This is a genomic window from Iamia sp. SCSIO 61187, from assembly GCF_019443745.1.
Taxonomy (GTDB): domain Bacteria; phylum Actinomycetota; class Acidimicrobiia; order Acidimicrobiales; family Iamiaceae; genus Iamia.
On record NZ_CP050948.1, the window covers coordinates 4,652,821 to 4,679,229 of the forward strand.

Consider the following 26,409-nt stretch of genomic DNA (forward strand, 5'->3'; position numbering starts at 1 on the left):
CCCCGCCGACCGGTGCCGGGCACCGGTCGGCGGTCTCGGGCTACGGGATGGGGACGAGGGCGGTCACGGTCGCCTCGTTGCCGCCGAAGTCGACGATCGTCAGCTCGGTGTAGACCTCGGTGCCCGACGGCAGGGCCGGGAAGTCGTAGGTGAGGTCGGGGAGGTTGGCGTAGAGGGCGACGTCGCTGGAGGCGACCCACTCCTCGGTGCCGTCCGGGGCGACCTGGAGCAGCTCGGGGGCGATGAGCCCCTCGGGGTCGGCCTGGAGCTCGCCCACCGTGCCGGTCTCGGGGTCGACGGCGTAGTAGGTCTCGCTGACGACGTCCCCGGTCTCGGGGTCGTAGGTGATGACCAGGCGCACGTCCTGGTAGGTCTCGCCCTCGACGTCGTCGGGGGCGTAGTACGCCATCGGCACCGTCAGCGTGCCGAGCCCGGTCTCCTCGTCGAAGGTGAGGTCGACGAAGGCGGTGACGGTGTCGATGCCGTCGCTGATCTCGAAGGTGGTCAGGTCGTAGGTCCCGATCGCGGTGCCCGAACCGTCGGAGGACACCTCGGCCGGCTCGACCCCGAGGTACAGCGTCGAGCCGTCCTCCTGGATCACGCCGTAGCGGATGACCGCCTCGGTGAGGTTGGGCTCGAGGGCCGGGTCGAACGACGACTGGATGACGAGACCGTCCTCGTCGAAGGTGACCTCGGCCGAGCCGTCGGTGCCGACGAAGGTGGGCTCGTCGTCGGCCGCGATCTCGCCGCCGGTGCCGTAGTAGCTGGCCAGGAAGGCGGCCCAGTCGGCGGCCGCCGGGACCTCGTCGTAGGCGGCGTCGTAGAGGTCGGCCGACTCAGGGAAGTAGATCGACATGCCGGTCGACGCCCCGCTCACGGGGCCGGCGATCTTGTAGGCGACCACGTCGTTCAGGGCCCGCACCAGGGCGTCGGCCTGGTCCGAGACGTCGAGGGCCTCGACCCCGATCTCGGCGGCCAGGACCCCGAGGTCGGCGGCGTGGGAGCTCTGCGTCGGGTCGGGGTCCTTGCCGAACTCGAGCACGGTCGCCCGCTCGGCGCCGACGACCGGGGCGATGTCCGCGCCCCGCTCGGCCAGGGCGGTGCTGAACTCCGACACGGCGGCGTCGAGCGGCCCCATCTGGGTGAGGTCGAGCATCGAGAGGGTGATGTCCTGGGCGTCGCCGTTCTCGGCGGCGTGGTCCACGAACCCGTCGACCAGGGCGGTGCCCAGGTCGTCGGCGGTGGCCTCGGGGTCGTCGGCCAGCACCTGGAGGGCCCGGTAGTCCCAGCCGTGGCCCGGCTCGAGCTCGGACGAGGCGACCATGCGGTCGGCCAGCGGGGCCAGGGTGGAGGCGACCTCGTAGCCGGCCATGAGGCAGGCGTCGAACCCGAGGAGGTCGAAGCGGTCGAGGCCGGCCTGCTCGAGGCCGTCGCTGATGCCGGTGCTGATCTCGGCCAGGTCGAGCACGTCCTGGTCGGCCGAGTCGTCGGGGCCGACGCCGGGCCAGGAGGCGCCGTGGTCGGAGACGATGAGGGCGTAGTGGGCGGCCGGGTTCTCGGCCACGCCGGTGGCGATGAAGTCGGTGAGGGTCGCGGGATCGCCGGTGTTGACGTCGCCCAGCTCCTCGAGCTCGGTGAACTCGCCCTGGCCGACCTGCAGCGTCTTGGCGCCGGTCCAGTCGGCGATGTTGAGGAGGTCCTGGTCGGTCTCCTCGGCGGAGCGGTCGACGAAGGTGACGATGTTCAGCCCCTCCTGCGAACCGACCTCGGTCATCTCGACCAGGTCGGCCAGCATCGGCTCCTCGAGGTTCGTGTCGGCCATGGAGTAGGCGAGGATCGTCCAGCCCTCGCCGCTGCGGGCCTCCGAGGTCTCCTCGCCGCCGTCCGCCTCCGACCCGGCGGGGCCGTCGCCCTCGGCTGCGTCGTCATCCCCCGCGCTGCAGCCGGCCAGCAGGCCGAGCACCGCGAGGACGCACACCAGTCGTCGCACCATGTCTCCATCTCCGTCGTCCCACACCCACGGCGCCCCCGCGCCGTCGGCCGGCAACGTAGCCCAGCGGTCGCTCGGCACCGGCAACGGCGGGGTCAACGGCGACGCACGCCTCGGCGGTCGGGGCCGCGGCGCCCGGTCCGGCAGGCGGCGCTCCTAGCTGGCCAGGGCGCTCACGGCGTGGTCGCGCTGGGAGGCCCGGTCGGCGAGGACGGCGAGGCGGGCGGCGACCCGGGGGTCGGCCGTCCGGCGGCCGGTGTCGAGGAACGCCTCGCGCACCACGTCCTCGGCCCGGTCGTCGGCCATGGCGTTGACGCCCATGGCCCGCAGCACCCGGGCCGACGGCTCGACCCGGACGACCTCGGTGCCCCTCCGGCGCAGGCGGGCGACCTCGCGCTCCAGGCGGCGATGGACCGCTCGCCGGACCACGGCGTCGGGCGTGGGCGCCCACCCGCCGGCGACGGACATGGAGGCGACCACGACGACGAGGTCGAGGCCCTCGGCCCGCAGGACGTCGGCGTTGGTCGACGAGTGCACGCCGCCGTCGACGTGCTCGGCGCCGTCGATGCGCACGGGCCGGAAGTAGCCCGGGATGGAGCACGACGCGGTGACCGCCTTCGGCAACGACGCCGGAGGAGCGCCGGGCCGGCCGAAGACCACCCGGGCCCCGTCCCGACGTCGGACGGTGGCGATCCACAGCCCGTCGGGCCACGGCTGCCCGTCGGTGGCGGTGGCGAGGGCCTCGGCCTCGCCCTCGATGTCGACCCGCCCGGCGGGCAGCAGGGTGAGGGCGGCCACCGTCGGTCGGAACGCCCACGGCCGACGGAGCGACCGGGCCACCAGGGCGGGCGACGGCACGTGCCAGGGCCGCACCAGGTCGCGCACGGCGAAGGGAGCGAGGTCGGGCGGTGCGTCGCCCAGGACCGAGAGGAGGGCCCCCTCGACCGACAGCGGCGCCTCGACGGCGAACGCGGCCAGGTCGGTGGCGGGTACGCCGAGGCGGAGCAGCGTCGCCGTGATCGACCCGGCCGACGAGCCGACGATGACGTCGGCGGTGCGGGGGTCCCAGTCGAGGTCGTGCTCGAGGGCGGCGAGGACCCCCGCCTGGTACGCCTGCCCGACCAGCCCACCCGCGCCCAGGACCAGGCCGACGCGGGGGCTCACGTCGACGAGGTGGTCGTCGTCTCGGTCATCGGGCTCCTCCGGGGCCGGGTGCAGCGGCCGCCCCCTCCCCGCCGGCGAGCACGCCAACCCACCGGGTTTCGGCCCTCCGTCAGCGCGCAGTGCTGGCACCCGCCCGCACCGGAGGAGCCACCATGCGCATCGGACGGAACACCGACGTCAGGCCGGTCGGCGGAGGGATCGGCTGCCTGCTGATGATCCTGATCTCGATCGCCCTGTCCGTGGGCCTGACGCTGCTGGTCAACCTGGGCCGCTGACCCCCGGCCCCGGACCTACCGTGGTCCCCCCGCCCCGCCGAGGAGGACCGTTGGCCTACGACGAAGGGCTCGCCGCCCGCATCCGGGACCTGCTCCAGCCCGAGCCCGGCATCACCGAGAGGGCCATGTTCGGTGGCCTGGCCTTCCTGGTCGACGGGAACATGGCCGTCACCGCCAGCGGGCAGGGCGGCGCCATGGTGCGCGTCGACCCCGCCGACGCCGAGCGCCTGGTCGCGTCGACGCCCGCCGAGCCCATGGAGATGCGGGGCCGCCCGATGGGCGGCTGGCTGCGGGTCGCGGGACCCGACCTCGACGACGACGACGCCCTCGAGGCCTGGGTGGGGCGGGGCGTGGCCACCGCCCGGGCCCTCCCGCCGAAGGGCTGACCCGCCCGGTGGCCGGCTCGACGTGAGCCGGCCACCGGACCGGGCTGGCTACGCCAGGTCGTAGCGGTCGGCGTCCATCACCTTGGTCCACGCCGCCGCGAAGTCCCGGGCGAACGCCTCGCCGGCGTCGGCCGAGGCGTAGACCTCGGCCAGCGCCCGCAGCTCGGAGTGCGAGCCGAACACCAGGTCGACGGCCGTCGCCCGGCGACCGTCGGCGCTCTCGTAGACGTACTCCTCGTCGGACACCCGCCACTCGGTGACCTCACCGAGGAGGTTGACGAAGAAGTCCGTCGTGAGCTGCCCGGGCCGGTCGGTGAAGACCCCGAGGTCGCTGCCGTCGTGGTTGGCCCCCAGGGCCCGCATCCCGCCGACCAGCACCGTCATCTCGGTGGCGGTGAGCCCGAGCAGGCTGGCCCGGTCGAGCAGCAGCGTCTCGGGGGCGAGCTTGATGCCCGGGCGGAGGTAGTTGCGGAAGCCGTCGGCCCGCAGCTCGAGCGGGGCGAAGGAGTCGACGTCGGTCTGTTCCTGGGACGCGTCGGTCCGGCCCGGGTGGAACGCGACGGTGATGTCGAACCCGGCGTCCTGGGCCGCCTTCTCGACCGCGGCCGTGCCGGCCAGGACGATCAGGTCGGCCAGCGAGATCTTGACGCCGCCGCTCTGGGCGCCGTTGAACTCCTGCTGGATGCCCTCGAGGGTCGGGATGACCTCGCCGGCGACGGCGTTCGACTCCCAGTCCTTCTGCGGCGCCAGGCGGATGCGCGCACCGTTGGCGCCGCCCCGCTTGTCGGTGCAGCGGAAGCTCGAGGCCGACGCCCACGCCGTGGCGACCAGCTGCTGGATCGACAGCCCGGAGTCGAGGACCTTGGCCTTGAGCTCGGCGATCTCGGCGTCGCCGACGAGGTCGTGGTCGACGTCGGGGACGGGGTCCTGCCAGAGCTGCGGCTCGGCGATCCACGGGCCGCGGTAGCGGCTGATCGGGCCCATGTCGCGGTGGAGCAGCTTGTACCAGGCCTTGGCGAAGGCGAGGCGGAACTCGTCGGGGTTCTCCTTGAACCGCTTCGAGATCTCGTCGTAGGTCTCGTCGGTCTTCAGGGCCAGGTCGCTGGTGAGCATCCGCGGCGCCTCGGTGCCGTCGTCGTGGGCGTGGGGCACCGGCTGGGCGTCGTCGTTGGTGGCCACCCACTGGTTGGCGCCGGCCGGGCTCTGCTCGAGCTCGTAGGTGTTGCCGTAGAGGTTGTCGAAGAAGCCGGTCTCGCCGTTCTCCCACTTGATCGGGTTCTGGGTCCAGGTCACCTCGAGGCCGCTGGTGATGGCGTCGGCGCCCTTGCCGGTGCCGTGGGGGTTGTGCCAGCCGAAGCCCTGGGCCTCGATCGGGGCCGCCTCGACCTCGGGCCCGATCTCGTCGGCGGAGTGGGCGCCGTGGGTCTTGCCGAAGCTGTGGCCACCGGCGATCAGGGCCACGGTCTCCTCGTCGTCCATCGCCATCCGGGCGAAGGTCTCGCGGATGTCGTGGGCCGACTCGGCCGCCTCGGGGTTGCCGTTGGGGCCCTCGGGGTTGACGTAGATCAGCCCCATCTGGACCGCGCCCAGCGGGTCGGACAGCTCGCGCTCGCCGCTGTAGCGCTCGTCGCCCAGCCACTCGCCCTCGGGACCCCAGATGACCTCCTCCGGCTCCCACGCGTCGGGCCGGCCGAAGGCGAAGCCGAAGGTCTCGAAGCCCATGTCCTCGAGGGCGACGTTGCCGGCGAACACCAGCAGGTCGGCCCACGACAGCTTGCGGCCGTACTTCTGCTTCACCGGCCACAACAGACGGCGGGCCTTGTCGAGGCTGACGTTGTCGGGCCAGCTGTTCAGCGGGGCGAAGCGCTGCATCCCGGAGCCGGCGCCGCCCCGGCCGTCGCTGATGCGGTAGGTGCCGGCCGCGTGCCAGCTGAGCCGGATCATCAGCCCGCCGTAGTGCCCGAAGTCCGCCGGCCACCAGTCCTTGGAGTCGGTGAGGACGGCCCGCACGTCCTCCTTGACGGCGTCGAAGTCGAGCGTCTCGACCTCGGCGGCGTAGTCGAAGTCGGGGCCGTAGGGGTTGACCCGGGCGGTGTGCTGGTGGAGGACGTTGAGGTCGAGGCGTTCGGGCCACCAGTCCCGGTTGGTGAGCGGGCGGCCGCCGGTCTTGGGCTGGGGCGAGTCGATCGCCGGGTTCTCGCTCTCGCTGGCACTGCTGGTGGGGCTCGTGTTGTCAGGCGCATCGGGCACGACGGACCGCTCCTTGGGTTGGGATCAGGGGGTGGGGATGGGTGTGCGGGCGCACGCGGGGCAACGGCCCCAGTAGATGACCTCGGCCTCGTCGACCTCGTAGCCGGCGTTCTCGGCGGCGGTGAGGCAGGGGGTCTCCCCCACCGCGCAGTCGACGTCGACGACCTGGTTGCAGGTCCGGCAGATCAGGTGGTGGTGGTTGTCGCCCACCCGGGCCTCGTAGCGGGCGGGGGACCCGGCCGGCTGGATGCGGCGGAGGAGGCCCTTCTCGGTGAGGGCGGCCAGGACGTCGTAGACGGCCTGGCGGGACACGGTGCCGATCTCGGCCCGGACGGCCTCGTCGATGTCGTTGGCGGTGCCGTGGGGCCGCTCCGCGACGGCCCCGAGGACGGCCAGGCGCTGGGCGGTGACCTGGAGGCCGTGCTGGCGGAGGATCGCGGCCCGGTCGGCCGAGGTGTCCGAGGTCACGTCGCGCACCCTACGGGCTGAACTGGACCGAGTCCAGGGTTTGTTCGGCCCGGCTCTCGGCCGCGATCGACCGGTGAGCAGGATCACCCGAACGGGGGCGTGGCCGGGCGGTCACGGCGGGTAGCGGGGCTCCAGCCGTCGCCCGGAGGACCCCGTGATCGCCCTGCGCCACCCCACCACCCACGCCCCGCAGACCTGGGAGGTCGCCGCCGCCTGCGACGAGTTCCGGTGCACCGGGATCGAGCTCCAGCTGATCGACGCCGTGGACGAGCTGGAGCGGGCCGAGGCCGCCGGTCGGCCGGACCAGGAGGAGCTGGCCCTGCGGGTGCTGGCCCTCCAGTACGAGCTGGCCGACGCCGTCTGACCACCCCCGACCGGACCGTCGGGGTGCGAGGTCGACGCCCGGCCGTCGGTGCGAGGACGTTCGCCTCTGGGCAGGAGGTCCCCGGGGTGGGAGGCTCTTCCCGATGTCGCGCATCCCGCTCCGCACGGTCACCCTCCACGGTCACGAGGTCAGCTACCGGATGGGCGGTGAGGGACCCGTCGTCTTGCTGATCCACGGGATGGCGGGGTCGTCGCGCACCTGGAAGGACGTCACCGACCTGCTGGTGGGCGACGGGCACACGGTCGTCGCACCCGACCTCCTGGGTCACGGGCTGTCGGCCAAGCCCATGGGGGACTACTCGCTCGGCGCCTTCGCCAGTGGCCTGCGCGACCTCCTCGGGGTCCTCGACATCGAGGGGGCCACGATCGTGGGTCAGTCCCTCGGCGGCGGCGTCGCCATGCAGCTCGCCTACCAGCACCCCGAGCTGGTCGAGCGCCTGGTCCTCGTCTGCAGCGGAGGTCTGGGACGGGAGGTCAGCTGGATGCTGCGGGCCCTCACCCTCCCCGGGGCCGAGCTCGTGATGCCCGTCATCTTCCCGTCCTTCGTGCGCGACCGAGGCAACGCCGTGAGCCGCGTGCTGCACGAGCGGGGCCTGCGGGCACCCCACCTCGCCGAGATGTGGCGGGCCTACGCCTCGCTGGCCGGGGCGGAGAACCGGAGCGCGTTCCTGCGCACCTTGCGATCGGTGGTCGATCCCGGGGGCCAGACCGTCTCGGCCCTCGACCGCCTGTACCTGGCCGCCGCCGTCCCGACCCTCATCGTCTGGGGCGACCAGGACCCGATCATCCCCCTGGACCACGGACGCGCCGCCCACGAGGCCATCGTCGGGAGCCGGTTCGAGGTGCTGGAGGGCTGCGGCCACTTCCCGCACGTCGAGGAGCCGCAGCGGTTCGTCGAGGTGCTGGAGGACTTCATCGCCACCACCGAGCCGGCCCAGGCCGAGACCGCGGACTTCCGGCAGCTCCTGGTCGCCCACGCCGAGGCCACCTCGGGCCTCTGAGCGCTCGTGGCTGGCCCCGGTGCGGGGACGGCCCTGCCGACACCATGGGGCCGACCTTGCGAGCCGATGGCGCTCCGCCCACCGGTGCCAGGAGCGCGAGCGGATGGGCATGGCCACGAAGCCGGCTGGTGCGCTCATCAGAACGACGTCCGTCGGCATCCTCGGTTCTGTTCGCGCCAGGCGACACGCCTGGCCGGCAGCGGTGTCAGAACGGCGATGGCCGCCTCGACGGTCGTTCTGTTCGCGCCAGGCGACATCGGTGTCCGGCAGCGGTGTCAGAACGGTGCCGGCGGCGCCCGAGCGAACCGGCCTGCGGGCGGCGGCCGACCGGCGGGGCGAGGGCTACTCGCCGCCCTCGTACTTGAACGAGACCCGGAGCTTGACCCGGTAGGTGAGGGTGTCGCCCTCGGCGAGGTCGATGTCCTGCTCGACGACCTCGGCGACGCGCAGGCCGCGCACGCTCTGGCGAGCGGACGTGATGGCGGTGGCCGCGGCGTCCTCCCACGACGACTCGCTCGTCCCGATCAGCTCGATCACCTTGTAGACGCTCATGGGTCAACCTCCTCGGTGGGCCCCGACGGGCCCGCCGCGAGTCTGCCGGGTGGCGGGCCCGCCTGCCCGGCGTCGCTAGTGCTCGTGCTCGATGCGCTGCACGAGGAGCTGCTTGCCCATGTCAGCGGTGCGCCGGTAGCCCATCTGGACCTGCTCGAAGAAGGACTTCAGCTCGTCGTCGGTGCCGGGGTCGTCGAGGTACTGCTGGATCGTCTCGGCCCCCTGGAGGGCGTGGTACACGACGCTGATGACGTTGTAGGTGGGGTCGGTGGTGCCGGTGGCCTGGTGGTCGCTCATGGTGCGGGCCCTCCCGTCGCGGTGGTGTGGGGTTGGAACGCCGCGCCCCTCCCCCTCGTGAGCGTCTCGAACCCGGTCGCGGTCCCGGGTGAGACCCGCGCGGCGCCTGGCACCGCGCCGGCCTGCGGCGGTCAGGGTCGAGGTGGGCGACGTCCCGGACGACGGTGATGGGATGGGCCCTGCCGCCCCGTCGGCGAGGTGGACGGGCTCAGCCGTCGGCGATGCAGGCCTGGGCGGCGGCGAGGCGGGCGACGGGCACCCGGAACGGCGAGCACGACACGTAGTCGAGCCCGGCCGAGCGGAAGAAGGCGATGGAGTCGGGGTCGCCCCCGTGCTCGCCGCAGACGCCGATCGGGAGGCGGCGCTTCACGGCCCGGGCCTTCTCGACCGCGATCCGCACCAGCGCGCCCACGCCGTCGGTGTCGATCGACGCGAACGGGTCTCCCGGCAGGAGCCCCTGCTGGACGTACCGGGGCATCATCTTGGCCTCGACGTCGTCACGGCTGAACCCGAAGGTCATCTGGGTCAGGTCGTTGGTCCCGAAGCTGAAGAAGTCCGAGACCCGGGCGAGCTGGTCGGCGACGACCGCGGCGCGCGGGGTCTCGATCATCGTCCCGATGAGCAGGGTGCTGGTGACGCCGAGCTCCTCGGCCGCGGCGATCACCCAGGAGCGGGCGAGCTCCATCTCCTCGCGGGAGACGGTGAGCGGGATCATCACCTCGACGATGGGCTTGCCGCCCGCCTGCACCCGGTCCCGCACCGCGTCGAGCAGGGCCCGGACCTGCATGCCGTAGAGGCCGGGCTTCATCACGGCCAGGCGGACGCCCCGGATGCCGAGCATGGGGTTGGCCTCGGCCCAGTCCTCGGCCGCCGCCCGGAGCCGCTTCTCCTCGTCGGTGAGCGTGCCCGCCGCCTCCTTGAGGTCGAGGTCCTCGACGTGGGGCAGGAACTCGTGGAGCGGCGGGTCGAGCAGCCGCACCAGGACGGGCAGCCCGTCCATGACCTCGAGGATCTCGACGAAGTCCTGGTGCTGCACCCGACGGAGCTCGTCGAGGGCGGCCGCCTCGTCCTCGTCGGTGTCGGCCAGGATCATCTGCTGGACGATCGGCAGCCGGTCGGCGCGCAGGAACATGTGCTCGGTCCGGCACAGGCCGATCCCCTCGGCGCCGAAGCGGAGGGCGTTGGCGGCGTCCTCGGCGTTGTCGGCGTTGGCCCGGACGGCGAGCTTCCCCCGCCGCAGGGCGTCGGCCCACGAGAGGAGGGTGTCGAACTCCGGCGACGGCTCGGGCGCCGTGAGCGTCGCCGCCCCGAGGGCGACCTCCCCGCTGGTGCCGTCGATCGAGATCGTGTCGCCCTCCTCCACCGTCACGTCGCCGACGGTGAAGGAGCGGCCGTGGATCTTCACCGCGTCGGCACCGACGACGGCCGGCTTCCCCCAGCCCCGGGCGACGACGGCGGCGTGCGAGACGAGGCCGCCCCGGGTCGTCAGGAGCCCGGTCGCGGCCAGCATGCCGTGCACGTCGTCGGGGTTGGTCTCCTTGCGGACGAGGATCACCGAGTCGCCCGACCGGGCCCGCTCGACGGCGTCGTCGGCGGAGAACACCACGACCCCCACCGCCGCCCCGGGCGAGGCGGCCAGGCCCTTGGCGACGACGGTGTGGTCGTGGTCGACGAGGCGGGGGTGGAGCACCTGGTCGAGCTGGTCGGGCTTCACCCGCCCGACGGCCTCGGCGCGCGTCAGCTTGATGTGGCGGTCGGTGGTCATCTCGACGGCCATCCGCAGCGCCGCCGGGCCCGTGCGCTTGCCCACCCGGACCTGCAGCATCCAGAGCTTCCCTTGGTCGATCGTGAACTCCAGGTCGAGCATGTCCCGGTAGTGGGCCTCGAGCTCGTGCATGTGGCCGAGCAGCTCGGCGTGCAGGTCGGGGAAGTCGTCGGCCAGGGCGTCCAGCGGCTTGGTGATGCGCACGCCGGCCACCACGTCCTCGCCCTGGGCGTTGAGCAGGAAGTCGCCGTAGGGGACGTTCTCACCGGTGGCGGCGTTGCGGGTGAACGCGACCCCGGTGCCGGACCGGTCGTCGCGGTTGCCGAACACCATCGCCTGCACGTTCACCGCCGTGCCGAGGCGGTGGTCGATGCCCTCCTGCTCCCGGTAGGCGATGGCCCGGGCGCCGTTCCACGAGCGGAACACCGCTTCGATGGCGGCGCGCAGCTGGACGTGGGGGTCCTGGGGGAACGGCTTGCCCGTGGCCGAGCGGATCGTCGCCTTGTACTGCTTGCACAGCGCCTTCCACGCGTCGGCTCCGAGGGCGGCCTCGTCGTCGACCCCGGCGGCGACGCGCGCCTCGTCGAGGGCCTCGTCGAAGGGCTCGGCCGACGCCCCCAGCACCACCCGCCCGTACATCGACAGGAGGCGGGCGTAGGAGCGGTAGGCGAACCCCTCGTCGTCGTTGGCCTTGGCGAAGGCCCGCACGGTGCGGTCGTTGAGGCCGAGGTTCAAGACGGTGTCCATCATCCCCGGCATCGAGAACTTGGCGCCCGACCGGACCGAGAGGAGCAGCGGGTCCTCGGTGTCGCCCAGGACCGAGCCCATCTTCTTCTCGAGCTTGGCGAGGTGGCGCTCGACCTCCTGGTCGAGGCCGGGGGGCCAGCCCTCGTCCATGTAGGTGACGCAGGCGGCGGTGGTGATGGTGAACCCCGGTGGCACCGGCAGCTCCAGCACCGAGGACATCTCGGCCAGGTTCGCCCCCTTGCCGCCCAACAGGTCCTTCAGCTCCATCGGGGGCTTCCGGTGACGGTGGTCGAAGGCATAGATCAGCGGCATGGCGACTTCCCTGCTCTGGACGACGGGGTCCTTCCTCCCCTGCCTACTCCGGTCCCCGAGCCCTCGTCAGGGGCGAAGGTCCCGACCGCAGGGACCGCCGACCCGCGGACGGGCCGGCACCGTCGGCGCGCCGACAGGTCGGGTCCGGCCGACCTGTGGGCGGCGGTCAGCTGTCGGCGGTGTCGGCCTCGGTGTCGCCGGAGACGATGCCGAGCAGGTCGCGGGCCGACACGATCCCGACGGTGGCGCCGTCGCGCTCGACGAGGACGTGGCGCACCCAGCGCTCCATCATGAGGGTCGCCACCTCGCCGACGGTCGCGTGGGCGTCGCACCGGACCAGGTCGGTGGCGGCCACGGTGGAGCAGGCGATGGCGCCCAGGTCCTTGCCGGCGGCCACGGCGCGGACCACGTCGCGCTCGGAGACGATCCCGGCGGGTCCGCCGGCGCCGGTGACCACCAGGGCGCCGACGTCGGCGTCGACGAGGAGCGAGGCGACGTCGCGCAGGGTGGCGTCCGGGGCGATCTCGACGAGCGCGTCGCCGGTCAGGGTGGAGATGGGACGGTCTGCGCTGGTGAGGTCTCTTTCCATGGCCCCACGCTGCCCCCTGGCCCCGGTCGCCAGACAGGGTCCAAGGTCCCCTCTCGGGCGTCAGGAGGACGGCGACTCGTCGGTCAGGACGTGGGGCGCGGTCCAGGAGTGCAGCGTCTGGATGTAGTTGGCCCGCTCGAAGGCCGAGGGGTCGCCCGAGGTGGCCTGGGTCGCGCTACCGCGCAGCTGGCCGACGGAGTGGTAGTCGTGGTCGTCCAGCCAGGTGCGGAGCTCCTCCTCGACGACGCTCAGGTACTGCGGCCCGTGGCGCAGCACCGCCGAGGTCACCATGGCCACGTCGGCGCCGACCATGAGCGCCTTGACCACGTCGGTGCCGGCGTGGACGCCGGAGGTCGCGGCGAGCGAGACGTCCGGTCCCAGCTGGGGCCGGAGGATGGCGATCCAGCGCATCGGGAGGCGCAGCTCGCCGGGTCGGCTGAGCTCGACGCGGTTGACGACCTCGAGCGCCTCGAGGTCGAGGTCCGGTTGGTAGAAGCGGTTGAACAGCACCAGCCCGTCGGCGCCGGCCTCGACCACGGCGGCGGCGAAGCTGGCCATGGCCGAGTAGTGCGGGCTGAGCTTGACCGCGAACGGGATCGACAGGGCGCCCCGCACGGCGCGGACGATGTCGAGGTCGGCCCCCTCCATGCTCGCCGCGTCGCGCGTGGGGTCGGCGGCGACGTGGTACAGGTTCAGCTCGATGGCGTCGGCCCCCGCCTCCTCCATGAGGGAGGCGTACCGCACCCAGCCGCCGGCGCTGCTGGCGTTCAGGCTGGCGATGACCGGGACCGACGACTGGGCCTTGAGCCGCTCGAGCAGGGCGAGGTAGCGGTCGCCCGCGCTGGCGAGGTCGCCGACGTCGGGGAAGTAGTCGAGGGCCTCGGCGAAGTGCTCCGAGCCGGCCTCGAGCGACCGGGTGAGCTGGATCTCCTCGTTGAGGATCTCCTCCTCGAACAGCGACGGCATCACGATCGCCGACGCCCCTGCGTCCTCGACCAGCTTGGCCGACGCCGGCTCGCCGTTGAGGGGCGAGGCCGAGGCCACGATCGGTGTCCGCAGCTCGAGGCCGAGGTAGCGGGTGGTGAGGTCGCTCATGCCGGGTCCTCGCTCTCGTACCGGTACCCGGCGTCGTTCTCGACCTCGGGCTCGACGTCGGCCCCGGGTTCGGTGTGGGGCACGGTGCGCTCCATGGCGGCCAGCTGCTCGTAGTAGCGCCACCGCTCGTCGATGTCGGCCTGGAGGAGCGAGGCGAGGTGCCGGGCCCGGGCCGGGTCGGTGCGCTCGAGGATGGCGTAGCGGGTCTCGCTGGCGACGAAGTCGCGCACGGGGATGGACGGCTTCCGGGAGTCGAGCTTGAAGGGCTGGCCCCCGTCGACCTCGCTCGGGTGGAAGCGGTACAGCGGCCAGTAGCCGCTCTTGACCGCGTCCTTCTGGTGCGTCATCGACTTGGACATGTCGATGCCGTGGGCGATGCACGTGCTGTAGGCGATGACCAGCGAGGGCCCCGGCCACGCATCGGCCTCGAGGAGCGCCTTGGTGGTCTGCAGCTCGTTGGCGCCCATCGAGATCTGGGCGACGTAGACGTTGCCGTAGGCCCGGGCGATGGCGCCGAGGTCCTTCTTCCCGGTGCTCTTGCCGGCGGCCGCGAACTTGGCCACGGCTCCCCGCTGGGTCGCCTTGGAGGCCTGCCCACCGGTGTTGGAGTACACCTCGGTGTCGAGGACCAGGATGTTGACGTTGCGGCCCGACGACAAGACGTGGTCGAGGCCGCCGAAGCCGATGTCGTAGGCCCACCCGTCCCCGCCGATGAGCCACACCCCCTGGCGGACCAGGTTGCTGGCGACGGCGGTGAGGCGGGCCGCGTCGGCCCCGCCGACGGCGGCGAGCCGCTCGACCAGGTCGCCGACGAGGCGGCGCTGCTCGCGGACCTCGGGCTCGGTGCCCTGGGGGTTGGCGAGGATGGCGCCGGCGAGGTCGTCGCCGACCTGGGGGGCCAGCCGCTGCAGCAGGGCCCGCGCCGACGCGTCCTGGGCGTCGAGCCCGAGCCGGATCCCCAGCCCGAACTCGGCGTTGTCCTCGAAGAGGGAGTTGTTCCACGCCGGCCCGCGGCCCGCGGCGTTGGTCGTCCACGGGGTGGTCGGGAGGTTGGCGCCGTAGATCGACGAGCAGCCGGTGGCGTTGGCGACGACCATCCGGTCCCCGAACAGCTGGCTCACGAGCCGGATGTAGGGAGTCTCGCCGCAGCCGGCGCAGGCGCCGGAGAACTCGAACAGCGGCTCGAGCACCTGGCTGCCCTTCACCGTGTCGTGGGGCAGGAGGTCCCGGTCGAGGTAGGGGATGTCGAGGAAGCTCTCCCACCGTCGCCGCTCGAGGTCGCGGTGGACCATCAGCGGCTCCATGTTGATGGCCTTGTGGCCGATCTCGGTCTTGCTCTTGGCCGGGCAGACGTCGACGCAGACGCCGCAGCCGGTGCAGTCGTCGGGGGCCACCTGGATGGTGAGGTGGTGGCCGGCGAGGTCCTTGGAGCGGAACGGCTTGGTGAGGGTCTCCTCCGGCACCGAGGCAGCGACGTCGTCGGTGAAGACCTTCATGCGGATCGTGGCGTGGGGGCAGACGATGGCGCACTTGCCGCAGTCGATGCAGACGTCGGGGTCCCAGATCGGGATCTCCTTGGCGATCGAGCGCTTCTCGTAGGTCGTCGTGCCCGTCGGGAACGACCCGTCGACGGGCAGGGCGCTCACCGGGAGGCGGTCGCCGTCGCCGCTCATCAGCATCGCCGTCACCCGCTTCACGAAGTCGGGCGCCTCGTCGGGGATGGTCACCTCGATCGACCGGTCGCTCGTCGCCGCGTCGGGCACCTGCACCCGGTGGAGGTTCGCCAGGGCGGTGTCGATGGCGGCGAAGTTGCGCTCGATGACCGCCCGGCCCCGCTTGGCGTAGGTCGCCTCGACGGCGGCCTTGATGCTGGCGATGGCCTCGTCGGCGGGCAGGACCCCCGACAGCTGGAAGAAGCACGGCTGCATCACGGTGTTGATGCGGTTCCCCATCCCCGCCTCGCGGGCGACGCGGTAGGCGTCGATCACCCAGAGGTCGAGGTCCTTGTCGAGGATCTCGCGCTGCACCTCGACGGGGAGGTTGTCCCAGACCGCGTCGGGCCCGAACGGCGAGTTGAGCAGGACGGTGGCGCCCGGGCGGGCGGCGGGGAGCACCTTCAGCTTCTCGAGCAGCCCGAACTGGTGGCAGGCGACGAAGTCGGCCCCGTCGATCAGGTAGGTCGAGCGGATCGGCTCGGGCCCGAACCGGAGGTGCGACACGGTGACCGAGCCCGACTTCTTCGAGTCGTAGACGAAGTACCCCTGGGCGTGGAGGTCGGTGCTCTCCCCGATGATCTTCACCGTGCTCTTGTTGGCGCCCACCGTGCCGTCGGAGCCCAGGCCGAAGAACATCGCCTGCACCTCCCCCGCCGGGCGGGGGTGCACGAAGTCGCCGTCGATGGGCAGGCTCAGGCGGGTGACGTCGTCGTAGATGCCGACGGTGAAGTGGCGGCGCGGGCGGGCGGCGGCGAGCTCGTCGAACACCGGCTTCAGCATCGAGGGCGTGACCTCCTTGGAAGACAGCCCGTAGCGGCCGCCGACGACGCGGGGGGCCCGGGCGAACGGCGGGTCGTCGGCGTCCATGGCCTCGTCGATGGCGGCGAGCACCGAGAGGTAGAGCGGCTCTCCGACGGCGCCCGGCTCCTTGGTGCGATCGAGCACGGCGATCGACCGCACCGACGGCGGCAGCGCCGCGACCAGGGCGGCGACAGGGAACGGCTGGAAGAGCCGCACCGTCACCATGCCGACCCGCTCCCCCGCTGCGTTCATGTCGTCGACGGTCTCCTCCAGCGCCCCCGCCGCCGACCCCATCACGACGACGACCCGGTCGGCGTCGACGGCGCCGTGGTACTCGACCAGCCCGTACCGCCGGCCGGTGCGCTCCGCCAGCTCGTCGAGCACCTCCTCGACGATGCCGGGCACCGCCAGGTGGAACGGGTTCGACGCCTCGCGCGCCTGGAAGAACACGTCGGGGTTCTGGGCGGTGCCCCGGACGACCGGCGCCTCCGGGGTCATGCCCCGGGATCGGAAGGCCAAGACGTCCTCGTCGCGGATCAGGGCGGCGATGTCGTCGTCGGTGAGAGGGTCGATCGTGTCGATCTCGTGCGAGGTGCGGAACCCGTCGAAGAAGTGCAGGAACGGGACCCGGGACCGGAGCGTGGCGGCGTGGGCCACCAGGGCGAAGTCCTGCGCCTCCTGGACCGAGGCCGCCGACAGCATCGCCCAGCCCGTCGCCCGGGCGTGCATGACGTCGCTGTGGTCGCCGAAGATCGACAGGGCGTGGGTCGCGATGGTGCGGGCCGCCACGTGGATCACCGCCGGCGTGAGCTCCCCGGCGATCTTGAACATGTTGGGGATCATCAGCAGCAGGCCCTGCGAGGCCGTGAACGTCGTCGCCAGCGCCCCCTTCTGGAGGGCGCCGTGCAGCGCCCCGGCCGCCCCCGCCTCGGACTGCATCTCCACCACGTCAGGCACGTCGCCCCACAGGTTCCCGCGCCCGGCCGCGGCCCAGTCGTCGCAGTGCTCACCCATGGGCGACGCCGGGGTGATCGGGTACAGGGCGACGACCTCGCTCAGCGCGTAGGCGACGCGAGCGGCCGCCTCGTTCCCGTCGACGCACTTCCACCGCTCGGCCACGGCCTCTCCTCGATGTGGGGTGACCTCCACGCTGCCCGCTCGGCGGCGCCCACGAAAGGGTCCAAGGTCCCGTCTCGCCGCCGACCGGCCGGGGGGCGACGACACGACCCCACGAGGACGCCCCCCGAGCACCGTCGGTCCGGTGCCGGAGTCCGACGACCATTGCGCTCGGGGCACCGTCCCGCAGCCCGCACACTGGACGGGGTGATCAGCCGTCACCCCTTGGCAGGTGGGCGGCGGACCGATGCGGTGCCAGCCTGCAGTGGCCGACGAGGAGGCATCGATGCGGCGAAGCGTGCTCGCCGCCGTGGTGACGATCCTGACGGCGGCTGCAGGTCTCACCGCCTGTGAGCCGGCTCCGACGTGCGGCGCCGTCATCACCGCCGACACGACGCTCGCCGCTGACATCCGCGAGTGTGCGGGGGACGGGCTCGTCATCGGCGCCGACGGCGTGACCCTCGACCTGGGCGGGCACACCATCGCGAGCGGCACCGACGACACCGGCGGCCGCGGGACCGTCGGCATCCGCATCGAGGGCCACGACGACGTCACCATCCTCGGCGGCACCGTCACCGGCTTCGCGACCGGCGTCGGAGCGACCGACGCCGCCCGGCTCGCCCTCGACCGCCTGACGGTCAGCGCCGGGGTCACCGGCGTCCGGTTCGACCGGGTGCGCGACGGTCACCTGGGCCGGAGCTCGGTGGCCGGAGCGTTCGACTCGATCCTGCTCCTCCGCTCCGCCCGCAACAGCGTCCACGACACGGTCGGTGTCGGCGACGCCGACACCCGCTCGGCCATCCGCCTCGAACGCAGCAACGGCAACATCGTCACCGACGGGACCTTCCGCGGGAGCAACGGCCCGAACATCCAGCTCGTCGGCTCCCACCGCAACCGCGTCGAGGGCAACGACGCCGGAGGCAGCAACACCGCCGGGATCGAGCTCGTCGGCTCCCACCGCAACCGGGTGCTGCGGAACCTCACGGCGTCCGAGTCCGAGTCCGTGACCCTCGTCGACAGCGACGACACGCTCGTCGACGGGAACGACGGCGGACGCTCGACCATCGTCGTCTCGGGATCCGACCGCACCCGGGTGACGCGGAACCTGGCCGGTGCGATCCGCATCGCCTCGTCGACGGGGACGATCGTGACCTACAACACCGTGACCCACGCGTGGGCTGACGTCATCACCGTCGACGCGGCGTCGGCCGACACGAGGCTCGTCGGCAACGTGGTCACGGTCTCGGGCCAGGACGGGATCGACGTCGAGCACGTCGGGACCTACGTGGCCGACAACGTCTCCGATCGCAACGGTGAGCGCGGCATCGAGGCCGTGGCCGGGGTGACCGACGGCGGCGGCAACCGGGCTCGCGACAACGGTGAGACCCCCGAGTGCCTCAACGTGGTCTGCACGTGACGACCGACGGGGCGCGGGAGGTGGGTCACGATCTGGACCGTCTGCTCGTGGAGCACACCGAGGCGTGGAACAGCCACGACCTCGATCGGCTGATGAGCCTGTTCGCCGACGACTGCGCCTTCGACGCCTCCGCCGGTCCGGAGCACTGCGGCGCCCGGTACGCCGGTCGGGCCGAGGTGCGGGCTGCGTTCGCCGAGGTGCTCCGCTCGATGCCGGACGCGCACTGGGGCGGTGGCCGCCACTTCGTCCTCGCCGACGACTACGGCGTGTCGGAGTGGCGACTGACCGCCACCCTGCTCGACGGCGCCCGCATCGACGTCCTCGGGTGCGACTTCCTCACGGTGCGGGACGGCCTGATCGTGCGGAAGAGCTCCTTCCGCAAGCAACGTCCTCCGGTGGCAGGCTGATGGGGTGGTGCCGACTGAGCAGGGCGAACGACACCATCACGGGTGGTCTCCCCGGTGGCCGGTCGCGATGAGGAGGCCGGGCTCCATCACCGTCGCGTCGCCGTCCACGTAGGGCGCGCCGCGCTCCGCGACCTCGGCCTCGAGGTCCGCCCGCGCCTGCTCGTCGAGCTCGGCCGCCATCGCCGCCAGGGGGGTGCTCTGCACGTACTGCCAGAGGAACTCGGCCGGTGGGCCGACCCGCAGGGGGATGGACGTGGCCTGCACGGCGACGCCCTCGAAGCCGGCGGCGGCCATCAACGTCCGGGCCTCGTCGGGATCGGCGAGGGAGAACACGGCGTGGACGAACATCGACGCGCCAGGGCCGAGGTGGGCCGTGAGGGCCTCGTCGATGGCCACGAACAGGGGCGGGGTGGGACCGGGCGTGGTCCAGGCGATCCGACCGCCGGGGGCGAGGACGCGACGGGCCTCCCGCAGCGCCTGGACCTTGTCGGAGAAGAACTGCAGCCCCATCGAGCACAGCACCAGGTCGAAGCCACCCTCCGGCAGGGGCACGGCCTCGGCCGGCGCCGCGACCCAGTCGATGCGCTCCGGGCCGACCGAGCGGGCCACGTCGAGCGTGCCCGGGTTGGCGTCGATCCCGGTCACGTGACCGTCGGGACCGACGAGGTCGAGGGCGAGGCGTGCTGCGACCCCGGTGCCGCAGGCGACGTCGAGGACCCTCTCCCCCGGGGCGGGAGCGGCGACCTCGAGCAGCCGGCGGGCCACCGGCTCACCGATCGCGGGCACGAAGTGGCGCTCGTAGCTCTCGGCGCCGCTGGCGCGGTAGGTCTCGTACAGGGAGGTCGCACGTCGGGTGGTCATCGGTCCTCCTCGGGTCGACGCGACGAACGTACGCAGGAGGCCACGGGTGCGACATCGGGAGGATCCGCCAGGTTCGGTCGGACCGGCATGGGGGGAAACCCCCACCGTCGTCGCCCCCTCAGTGGCCGGGGCCGCGCCAGGAGGCCGTGGTCGGAGGCCCACGCCGTCGCCGCCGCCCGGTTGGCCACGTCGAGCTTGGTGAAGATGTTGCCGAGGTGCCGCTCGACGGTGCGCTCGCTGATCGAGAGCTCGCCGGCGATCTGCCGGTTGGTGCGGCCGGCGGCCACGAGGCGGAGCACCTCGACCTCACGGTCGGTGACGACCCGGCGGTCTTCCGCGGACCCGGGTGGCTCCACGGGGGCCGGCACCTCGTCGGACAGCAGCCGGTCGAGCTGGGCGAGGGCCGTCCGCGCCCCCAGCTCCTCGAACGCGCCCCGGGCGACCTGGCACTCGCGGGCGGCGCCCTCGCGGTCGTCGAGGTGGCGGCAGGCGGCGGCGAGCAGCATCCGGACCTGGGCCACCTCGAAGGGGGCCTCGAGCCGCTGCCAGGCGACGAGGGCCTCGTGCAGGGGCGCGAGCGCCGCCGCCGCCGCCGCACCGCGGGTCACGAGCAGGGCGCCCCGGGCCTGCCCGGCGACCGCCCTCAGCATGGTGGCGCCCGAGGACGCGGCCAGCTGGTCGAGCTCGTCGACGGCGACCTGGGCATCGGCCGGTCGACCGGCGGCGAGCAGGATCTCCACGACCGACGGCAGCAGCCGCGTCCGGTCCACGGGGTCCACCGCGCTGTCGAGCGCGGCGTCGATCGCGGCGGCGGCCGCGTCGACGCGGCCCTCGGCCAGGAGCAGGAGGGAGAGGCCGGGTTGGGGGTCGCGGCCGGCGGCGTGGGCCGCCGGTACGCGGCGTCGGCCTCGGGCAGCTCGCCCCGCAGGCGGTGCAGGTCGCCGAGCTGGTAGTGCGCCATGCCCACGGCGGGGTGCGGCGGATCGCTCAGCCGCTGGCGAGCCTCCTCGGCCTGGACGACGGCTCCGGCCCAGTCCCCCCCGGAGCTGCAGGACCTGGGCCCGGTGCACGAGGCACTGGCCCCGGTACGGCACCAGCCCGGTCTGGTGATCGCACCAGCGGTCGAGGGCTGCCGTCCACTCCCGCGCTCGGCGCAGGTCGAAGACCCTCTGGCACGCGTCGATGACCGCGCAGTAGACGAGGCCGGAGATCACGGGCGAGGTCTCGCCGGAGGTGACCGAGACCATGGCCTCGTCGAACAGCCCCAACCCCTCGTCGGTCCGTCCCAGGCGCAGCAGCACCTCGCCCTGCCCGAGCAGGCCGAGGGCCGCCAGGTCGGGATCCCCGAAGCGCCGAGCGAGCGAGTCGGCGCCGGCGAAGCGCTCGAGGGCCGTGTCGGGCTCGCCCGCGCCCATGGCGGCCAGGCCCGCCGGCACGAGCAGGTAGCCCCGCTCCACCGTGTCGAGCCGGTGCTCGTCGACCATCCGGCCTGCCCGCGCCAGCCACCCCCGGCCCTGGGCCATGTCACCCCGTTGCACGAGCGCGAACCCGAGCCAGAAGGCGCAGCGCACGGCCCGCCGTGGGTCGCCCTGCGCCCGCCACCCCTGGTGGGCCCGGGCCCAGGCATCGGTGCTCTCGGTGTCGTGCCCGGTCAGGTAGGCGGCGGTGGCGACCCGCTCGAGGTCGACCGGACCCAGCGGGTCGACGCGGTCGGCGTCGTGGAGGGCCGCGTAGGCCTCGGGCCAGGCGCGCGCTCCGAACGCCGTGCGGCCTCGCTCCAGAGCCTCGGTGGTGTCCATCGCCTGTGCCCGAGGGGGACGGTACTCCTGGGCCGGGGCCCCGTGCTGAGCGCCACCCCGAGGACCGGTCCGGCGGTCGTCAGCGCACGATCCCGAAGAGGCACTCGACGTCGACCTGGGCCACGGCGAGCAGGTCGTCCGGATCCGGGCGCACGAGCGACGCTCGACCGCCGAGGTCGAACCCGTGCATGTGCAGGTGCGTCACGCCGTCGTCGGCCCGCGAGGGGACACCCTCCGTCGGCGTCGCCGACGCCAGCACCGCGACCCCGGCGGTGCGGGCCAACCGGGCGAGCCCCGGCCCGAGCTGGGCCGGGGGACCGAAGCGAGCCGTGTCGTGCACGACGAGCACATCCGCGCCGGCGCCCACGGCCACCTCGCGGAGAGCGTCGAGCGAACCGGTCGAGCACACGGAGACGTCCCGACCGCGCAGGCTCCGCAACCCAGAGACGACGGCCGCCCACTCGCGCTCGGAGAGCCGGGCGTCGGTCACGCTCACCTCCGGGACGCCTGCGCTGCCCGCCAGGATCCCGGTCGCCACGGCGACGACGTCTCGCCCATCCACCAGGCACCGGTGGGGCACGTGGCGGGCGACCGTGCTCAGCAGCGCGGTGGCCTGCGCCTCGATGTCGGCCTCGACGATGACGGCCCGGCCCCGCCAGACGCCGCCGCCGAGCACGCGATCCAGCGGCAGGAGACCGGTGCCCAGGGGCAGCAGGTCATCGGTGTCCGCCACGACCGGCTCCTCGTGGGCGAGGCGCCGGTCCATCTGGCCGAGCAGCGCGTCGAGGGCGTGCGCGATCGGGACGGCGCGCTCGCCACCCCACCACGCGTGCGTCAGGTCCTCGGGCAGCCCTCCCATGGGCTCCGTTGCTACCAGTCCCCATGCGCACCCGCCGACCCGGTTCTGGACATCTGTCCACTTGGGGCGGGGGTCGCGGTACGGTGCCGACGTCCGTCGACGATGCGAGGTGTGGTGTGCAGACGAAGGCCGCGGTCCTGTGGGAGAGGAACACCCCCTGGTCCATCGAGGACGTCGAGCTGGACGACCCGAAGGACGGCGAGGTCCTCGTGCGCATGGTCGCCTCGGGGATGTGCCACTCCGACGACCACGCCGTCACCGGCGACCTGCCCGTCTCGCTCCCGATGGTGTGCGGCCACGAGGGCGCAGGGGTGGTCGAGGCCGTCGGGCCCGGCGTGAGCCGGGTCAAGCCGGGCGACCACGTCGTGTTCGCCTTCATCCCCGCCTGCGGTGAGTGCCCGTCGTGCTCGACGGGGCACCAGAACCTGTGCGACAACGGCGCCGGCGCCCTCGGCGGGCTCAAGATGGACGGCACCTCGCGCCACCACGCCCAGGGGCAGGACCTGTTCACCCTCGTGGGCCTCGGCACCTTCTCCCACCACACCGTGGTGCACGAGTGGAGCTGCGTGCCGATCGACCCGCAGATCCCGCTCGAGCGGGCCTGCCTCGTCGGCTGCGGCGTCACCACCGGGTGGGGTTCGGCCGTCTACGCCGCCGAGGTGAAGCCGGGTGACGACGTGGCCATCATCGGCATCGGCGGCATCGGGGCGAGCGCCCTGATGGGGGCCAAGCTGGCCGGCGCCGAGCGGATCTTCGCCATCGACCCCATCGAGCTCAAGCGGGACGAGGCCAAGCGGCTGGGTGCCACGCACGTGGCCGCCAGCATCGACGAGGCCTTCGGGCTGATCCAGCAGGAGACCTGGGGCCGCATGTGCAGCAAGGTCATCGCCTGCGTCGGGGTGGGCTCGGGTGCCGACGTGGCCGCCACGATGCGGCTGGTGTCCAAGCGGGGCCGGCTGGTCGTCACCAACATCCACCCCATGCACGAGACCGAGGTCCAGCTGTCGCTGTGCGACCTGACCTTGATGGAGAAGCAGATCGTCGGCTCGATCTTCGGCTCGGCCAACCCGCTGTTCGACATCCCCCGGCTGCTCCGCCTGTACGTCGGCGGCCAGCTCGACCTCGACGCCATCGTCACCAACACCTACCCGCTCGAGGACGTCAACCAGGGCTTCGCCGACATGAAGTCGGGCGCCAACGTGCGCGGCGTCATCACCATGAGCTGATGCCGCCGCCTCCCGAACGACTGCCCGTCCGGTGCCTGCCCGACCAGGCGGATGGGACCGAGGCCCAGTGCCCGCCCGGCCGCCGGGCCCCGCGCCCCGCGCCCCGAGCAGCCGGTCCCACCGCCAGGCGCGGTCGGGCACGAGCGCGCCGAGGGCGTTGAACGCCGACATCACGAGGGTGGGCCTCATCACCGCTCGCCACTCCAGCCAACGACGCGAGGTCCATCACAGCCTCGGGACGGGCGGGGGCGACGGGACCTCCGGCGCGCGGACGGCGCCGCCGAGCACGTCGGCCCCGACCCGTCGAGGAGGGCGCGCAGGCGGGCCCGGCCTCGGTGCAGCAGGACCCGCTCGTGGCCGTCGGACAGACCGAGCCGCGCCGCGACGTCGTGGTTGCCCAGACCCTCGACGTCGTGGAGGACCACGACCCGACGCTGCTGGTCGGGCAGCTCGGGCAGGAGGGCGACGACTCGACGGGCGAGGCCGGCCGCGTCGAGGCGGTCGTCGACGCCCTCCGACGACGGCACCGACGGCAGCGCCCAGGCCGCGCAGGCGCCGGCCCGCTCCACCAGGTCCGAGTCGGGCCGGCCCGCCCGCCGCTCGCGGCCGACGCACGTCCGGGCCCGGTTGCGCATGATGTGGAACAACCAGGTGCGGAACGAGGAGCGGCCCTGGAACTCGCCGATGCCCTGCACCACGGCGAGCCACGTCTCCTGGCACACCTCCTCGGCGACGGCGCGGCTGCCGACGGTGGCCTCGGCGGCCCGCAGGAGTGCCGGCTGGTAGCGGTCCATCACCTCCACGAGCGCGTCCTCGTCCCCGCCGCGCAGCCGCTCGACCAGCCCGGATCCATCGCCCACTGGGGCCAGCGTACGACGGTGCGCCGGGTGTGTCCCGGGGAACCTCGGGGTGCGGTCGAGCGGCCGCGCGGGGCGTCAGACCTTGGCCTCCAGGACCAGGTTGAGGGGTGTCTCGGCGGCTCGCCGGAACGACGAGAACCCCGCCTCCTCGAAGACCTCGGCCAGGCGGGCCTCGCCGGCCTGGGCGCCGAGGCCCAGGCCCACCTCCTGCGACAGGGAGTTGGGGGTGCAGATCGACGACGACGCCGTGTAGAGCAGGGCAGCCATCGGGTTCTCGGCGATGTTGGCCGCCCGACCGTCGATGGCGAACGGCTCGACGAGCAGGACCGTGCCGCCATCGGCCAGGTGCTCCCGGGCGTGGCGGGCGATGCCGACGGGGTCCCCCATGTCGTGGAGGCAGTCGAAGAAGCAGATCAGGTCGAACGTGCCGTCGTAGCCCTTGGCGTCGGCCACCTCGAACCGGGTGCGGTCCGCGACGCCGGCCTCCAGGGCCCGCGTCCGGGCTGTCTCGACCGACGGACCGTGGAAGTCGAACCCGGTGACGCGGGCGTGCGGGAAGGACTGGGCGACCACGATCGCCGACGCCCCGTGCCCGCATCCGACGTCGGCGACGGTGCCGCCCCCGGTGAGCGTCTCCTCGACGCCGTCCAGGGCCGAGATCCACCCCGGCAGCTCCGCCCGGTACCCGGCCCGGAAGAGCCACTCGGTGCCCGAGAAGAGGCACGGGTGGTGATCGCCCCAGGACAGGGCACCGTCGGAGCGGAACGCCTCGGTGACCTTGGGCAGGTCGATGAACAGGGACCCCAGGGCGTTCATCGCTCGGGCCACGAAGGCCGGCGAACCCTCGTCGGCGAGGGCCATGGTGGCCTCGGGGGTGAGCGCGTAGGTGTCGTGGTCGGCGTCCCAGGCGACGAGGCCGCCGGCGACCTGGCCGTCGAGCCACTCCCGGACCAGCCGCGGGTGGCACCCGGCCTTGGCGGCCAGCTCGTCGGCCGTGGTCGGTCCGATGTCGGTGAGCACGCCGTACAGGCCGAGCTCGTCGCCCAGCCACATGCCGAAGCACATCGCACCTCCCGTCATGTAGCCCACCACCTGCCCCATCAGCTCCTCGAGCCGGGTCTCGTCGACGACTGCTGCTTCCATGGCTGCCTCCTGTGGTGCCGGACACTGAACGGTCCTCCGACGAGGGGTGCCCGTTACAGGTCCACGGGCCGCTCCCGGCGACGGAGGACCGGCGGACCGCCGGCCGGAGCCGACGACCCAGCGCACCGGCACGACGCCACGGGTTCGTGTCCCGTCCACGAGATCCGCGATCGTTCCAGCGACATGGACGAGGGACAGCAGATGACCGGACGGGCGCGGCTCGTCACCGTCGAGAGCCGCTACGCCGGCCCGCCGCAGATGGGCCACGGCGGCTACGTCGCCGGGCTCCTCACCGGCCGGTGGCCGGGCGCGGTCGAGGTGACGCTCCGACGGGCCACGCCGCTCGACACCCCCCTGCGCCTCGACGAGCAGGACCCGTCCCGGTCGTCGCTGTGGCACGGCGACGACCTCGTCGCCGAGGCCGTCCCCACCGACCTCGTCCTCGACGTGCCCCGTCCACCCACCCGCGACGAGGCGGCCGCCGCCGAGGCGGGCTCGCCCGCGCGCCAGGGCCCCGGGGTGCACCCGACCTGCTTCGGGTGCGGCCTGGCTCGCACCGACGGCCACGGCCTGCGGATCGCCGCCGGGCCCGTGCCCGGGAGCGACGGGGACCAGGTCGCGGCGGTCTGGCGTCCCGACCCCGGCGCCGCCGGGCCCGACGGGTGGGTCGACGGGCGGATCGTCGTGGCCGCCCTCGACTGCCCGGGCGCCTTCGCCTTCATCGCCGCCGGCGAGCCCGCCGGCCTGCTCGGCCGCATCACCGTGCGCCGGGACGCCCCCGTCCCGGCCGACCAGGACCTCATCGTGACGGGCTGGCGCATCGGGAGCGACGGCCGGAAGCTGCTCGCCGGCACCGCCCTCTTCTCGACGAGCGGCGAGCTCCTGGCCGCGGCCAAGGCGGTCTGGTTCCCGTTCCCCTCCGGCTGACCG

At 73.3% G+C, this 26,409-nt stretch carries 23 protein-coding genes; 8 read left to right on the forward strand and 15 right to left on the reverse strand.

The annotated features are described in order from the left end of the window. Nucleotides 1-40: 40 nt before the first annotated feature. Entirely contained in the window at nucleotides 41-1,993 is a 1,953-nt protein-coding gene (locus HC251_RS22440; protein ID WP_219942852.1) for a clostripain-related cysteine peptidase, read from the reverse strand. Nucleotides 1,994-2,146: 153 nt separating this feature from the next. Continuing rightward, nucleotides 2,147-3,154 (reverse strand): patatin-like phospholipase family protein, encoded by a 1,008-nt coding sequence (locus tag HC251_RS22445; RefSeq protein ID WP_219942853.1) that lies wholly within the window; start codon nucleotides 3,152-3,154, stop codon nucleotides 2,147-2,149. A gap of 152 nt (nucleotides 3,155-3,306) precedes the next feature. On the opposite strand from HC251_RS22445, the gene HC251_RS25845 reads away from it, so the two are divergent. Together HC251_RS25845 and HC251_RS22450 are read left to right on the forward strand one after the other, a co-directional pair. After that, a complete protein-coding gene (locus tag HC251_RS25845) occupies nucleotides 3,307-3,429 on the forward strand; it encodes a hypothetical protein (RefSeq protein ID WP_255566524.1) in 123 nt (40 codons plus the stop codon). Between the two features lie 50 nt (nucleotides 3,430-3,479). Next, nucleotides 3,480-3,815, forward strand: coding sequence for a TfoX/Sxy family protein (locus HC251_RS22450; RefSeq protein WP_219942854.1), 336 nt, complete (start codon nucleotides 3,480-3,482; stop codon nucleotides 3,813-3,815). A gap of 48 nt (nucleotides 3,816-3,863) precedes the next feature. Here HC251_RS22450 and katG read toward each other — a convergent pair whose 3' ends face one another. Then, the gene (gene katG / locus HC251_RS22455) at nucleotides 3,864-6,065 is read right to left on the reverse strand and encodes a catalase/peroxidase HPI (protein ID WP_219942855.1); all 2,202 of its coding nucleotides are present in this window, start codon (nucleotides 6,063-6,065) and stop codon (nucleotides 3,864-3,866) included. A gap of 24 nt (nucleotides 6,066-6,089) precedes the next feature. Further along, on the reverse strand, nucleotides 6,090-6,533 hold the full coding sequence (locus HC251_RS22460) for a Fur family transcriptional regulator (protein ID WP_219942856.1): 444 nt from the start codon (nucleotides 6,531-6,533) through the stop codon (nucleotides 6,090-6,092). A gap of 154 nt (nucleotides 6,534-6,687) precedes the next feature. On the opposite strand from HC251_RS22460, the gene HC251_RS22465 reads away from it, so the two are divergent. Further along, a complete protein-coding gene (locus tag HC251_RS22465; RefSeq protein ID WP_219942857.1) occupies nucleotides 6,688-6,897 on the forward strand; it encodes a hypothetical protein in 210 nt (69 codons plus the stop codon). Between the two features lie 103 nt (nucleotides 6,898-7,000). Beyond that, a complete protein-coding gene (locus HC251_RS22470) occupies nucleotides 7,001-7,918 on the forward strand; it encodes an alpha/beta fold hydrolase (protein WP_219942858.1) in 918 nt (305 codons plus the stop codon). Nucleotides 7,919-8,260: 342 nt separating this feature from the next. On the opposite strand, the gene HC251_RS22475 is transcribed toward HC251_RS22470, so the two are convergent. From HC251_RS22475 to nifJ, 6 genes are all read right to left on the reverse strand, one after another. Then, the gene (locus tag HC251_RS22475) at nucleotides 8,261-8,470 is read right to left on the reverse strand and encodes a dodecin family protein (RefSeq protein WP_219942859.1); all 210 of its coding nucleotides are present in this window, start codon (nucleotides 8,468-8,470) and stop codon (nucleotides 8,261-8,263) included. A 75-nt stretch (nucleotides 8,471-8,545) separates the two neighbouring features. Next, nucleotides 8,546-8,767, reverse strand: a complete 222-nt coding sequence (locus HC251_RS22480) for a hypothetical protein (RefSeq protein ID WP_219942860.1) — start codon at nucleotides 8,765-8,767, stop codon at nucleotides 8,546-8,548. Nucleotides 8,768-8,975: 208 nt separating this feature from the next. Next, nucleotides 8,976-11,591, reverse strand: coding sequence for a pyruvate, phosphate dikinase (gene ppdK / locus HC251_RS22485; RefSeq protein WP_219942861.1), 2,616 nt, complete (start codon nucleotides 11,589-11,591; stop codon nucleotides 8,976-8,978). Between the two features lie 166 nt (nucleotides 11,592-11,757). Continuing rightward, the gene (locus tag HC251_RS22490) at nucleotides 11,758-12,180 is read right to left on the reverse strand and encodes a CBS domain-containing protein (RefSeq protein ID WP_219942862.1); all 423 of its coding nucleotides are present in this window, start codon (nucleotides 12,178-12,180) and stop codon (nucleotides 11,758-11,760) included. 60 nt (nucleotides 12,181-12,240) lie between these two features. Then, complete coding sequence (locus tag HC251_RS22495; protein WP_219942863.1) at nucleotides 12,241-13,275, reverse strand: dihydroorotate dehydrogenase-like protein; 1,035 nt, start codon at nucleotides 13,273-13,275, stop codon at nucleotides 12,241-12,243. Further along, nucleotides 13,272-16,910: a pyruvate:ferredoxin (flavodoxin) oxidoreductase gene (gene nifJ, locus HC251_RS22500; RefSeq protein WP_219942864.1), complete on the reverse strand. Its 3,639-nt coding sequence runs from the start codon at nucleotides 16,908-16,910 to the stop codon at nucleotides 13,272-13,274. Before nifJ ends, HC251_RS22495 begins: the two co-directional genes overlap by 4 nt. Before the next feature lie 283 nt (nucleotides 16,911-17,193). On the opposite strand from nifJ, the gene HC251_RS22505 reads away from it, so the two are divergent. Next, the gene (locus tag HC251_RS22505; protein WP_219942865.1) at nucleotides 17,194-18,324 is read left to right on the forward strand and encodes a NosD domain-containing protein; all 1,131 of its coding nucleotides are present in this window, start codon (nucleotides 17,194-17,196) and stop codon (nucleotides 18,322-18,324) included. A gap of 47 nt (nucleotides 18,325-18,371) precedes the next feature. Continuing rightward, nucleotides 18,372-18,731: a nuclear transport factor 2 family protein gene (locus tag HC251_RS22510; RefSeq protein WP_219942866.1), complete on the forward strand. Its 360-nt coding sequence runs from the start codon at nucleotides 18,372-18,374 to the stop codon at nucleotides 18,729-18,731. 36 nt (nucleotides 18,732-18,767) lie between these two features. On the opposite strand, the gene HC251_RS22515 is transcribed toward HC251_RS22510, so the two are convergent. The 3 genes from HC251_RS22515 to HC251_RS22525 form a co-directional block, all read right to left on the reverse strand. After that, complete coding sequence (locus HC251_RS22515; RefSeq protein WP_219942867.1) at nucleotides 18,768-19,592, reverse strand: class I SAM-dependent methyltransferase; 825 nt, start codon at nucleotides 19,590-19,592, stop codon at nucleotides 18,768-18,770. After that, complete coding sequence (locus HC251_RS22520) at nucleotides 19,589-21,391, reverse strand: helix-turn-helix transcriptional regulator (RefSeq protein WP_219942868.1); 1,803 nt, start codon at nucleotides 21,389-21,391, stop codon at nucleotides 19,589-19,591. The genes HC251_RS22515 and HC251_RS22520 overlap by 4 nt, the downstream gene beginning before the upstream one ends. 79 nt (nucleotides 21,392-21,470) lie before the next feature. Then, entirely contained in the window at nucleotides 21,471-22,250 is a 780-nt protein-coding gene (locus HC251_RS22525) for a hypothetical protein (RefSeq protein ID WP_219942869.1), read from the reverse strand. 116 nt (nucleotides 22,251-22,366) lie between these two features. Here HC251_RS22525 and HC251_RS22530 point away from each other — a divergent pair, with 116 nt between their 5' ends. After that, nucleotides 22,367-23,476, forward strand: a complete 1,110-nt coding sequence (locus tag HC251_RS22530) for an NDMA-dependent alcohol dehydrogenase (protein ID WP_219942870.1) — start codon at nucleotides 22,367-22,369, stop codon at nucleotides 23,474-23,476. A gap of 188 nt (nucleotides 23,477-23,664) precedes the next feature. Here the strand turns inward: HC251_RS22530 and HC251_RS22535 are convergent, their stop codons facing one another. Together HC251_RS22535 and HC251_RS22540 are read right to left on the reverse strand one after the other, a co-directional pair. Further along, nucleotides 23,665-24,336, reverse strand: a complete 672-nt coding sequence (locus HC251_RS22535) for an RNA polymerase sigma factor (protein ID WP_219942871.1) — start codon at nucleotides 24,334-24,336, stop codon at nucleotides 23,665-23,667. A 75-nt stretch (nucleotides 24,337-24,411) separates the two neighbouring features. Continuing rightward, nucleotides 24,412-25,479 (reverse strand): class I SAM-dependent methyltransferase, encoded by a 1,068-nt coding sequence (locus tag HC251_RS22540; protein ID WP_219942872.1) that lies wholly within the window; start codon nucleotides 25,477-25,479, stop codon nucleotides 24,412-24,414. A gap of 183 nt (nucleotides 25,480-25,662) precedes the next feature. Here HC251_RS22540 and HC251_RS22545 point away from each other — a divergent pair, with 183 nt between their 5' ends. Continuing rightward, a complete protein-coding gene (locus HC251_RS22545) occupies nucleotides 25,663-26,406 on the forward strand; it encodes a hypothetical protein (protein ID WP_219942873.1) in 744 nt (247 codons plus the stop codon). Nucleotides 26,407-26,409 lie beyond the last annotated feature (3 nt).

What these genes read in the sequence shown, in the direction of transcription:
- ppdK (WP_219942861.1), bottom strand. Translation starts at nt 11,591, where the DNA reads ATGCCGCTGATCTATGCCTTCGACCACCGTCACCGGAAGCCCCCGATG.
- HC251_RS25845 (WP_255566524.1), top strand. Translation starts at nt 3,307, where the DNA reads ATGCGCATCGGACGGAACACCGACGTCAGGCCGGTCGGCGGAGGGATC.
- HC251_RS22490 (WP_219942862.1), bottom strand. Translation starts at nt 12,180, where the DNA reads ATGGAAAGAGACCTCACCAGCGCAGACCGTCCCATCTCCACCCTGACC.
- HC251_RS22495 (WP_219942863.1), bottom strand. Translation starts at nt 13,275, where the DNA reads ATGAGCGACCTCACCACCCGCTACCTCGGCCTCGAGCTGCGGACACCG.
- HC251_RS22505 (WP_219942865.1), top strand. Translation starts at nt 17,194, where the DNA reads ATGCGGCGAAGCGTGCTCGCCGCCGTGGTGACGATCCTGACGGCGGCT.
- HC251_RS22540 (WP_219942872.1), bottom strand. Translation starts at nt 25,479, where the DNA reads ATGGAAGCAGCAGTCGTCGACGAGACCCGGCTCGAGGAGCTGATGGGG.
- HC251_RS22520 (WP_219942868.1), bottom strand. Translation starts at nt 21,391, where the DNA reads ATGGACACCACCGAGGCTCTGGAGCGAGGCCGCACGGCGTTCGGAGCG.
- HC251_RS22480 (WP_219942860.1), bottom strand. Translation starts at nt 8,767, where the DNA reads ATGAGCGACCACCAGGCCACCGGCACCACCGACCCCACCTACAACGTC.
- HC251_RS22440 (WP_219942852.1), bottom strand. Translation starts at nt 1,993, where the DNA reads ATGGTGCGACGACTGGTGTGCGTCCTCGCGGTGCTCGGCCTGCTGGCC.
- HC251_RS22475 (WP_219942859.1), bottom strand. Translation starts at nt 8,470, where the DNA reads ATGAGCGTCTACAAGGTGATCGAGCTGATCGGGACGAGCGAGTCGTCG.
- HC251_RS22525 (WP_219942869.1), bottom strand. Translation starts at nt 22,250, where the DNA reads ATGGGAGGGCTGCCCGAGGACCTGACGCACGCGTGGTGGGGTGGCGAG.
- HC251_RS22515 (WP_219942867.1), bottom strand. Translation starts at nt 19,592, where the DNA reads ATGACCACCCGACGTGCGACCTCCCTGTACGAGACCTACCGCGCCAGC.
- HC251_RS22545 (WP_219942873.1), top strand. Translation starts at nt 25,663, where the DNA reads ATGGACGAGGGACAGCAGATGACCGGACGGGCGCGGCTCGTCACCGTC.
- HC251_RS22470 (WP_219942858.1), top strand. Translation starts at nt 7,001, where the DNA reads ATGTCGCGCATCCCGCTCCGCACGGTCACCCTCCACGGTCACGAGGTC.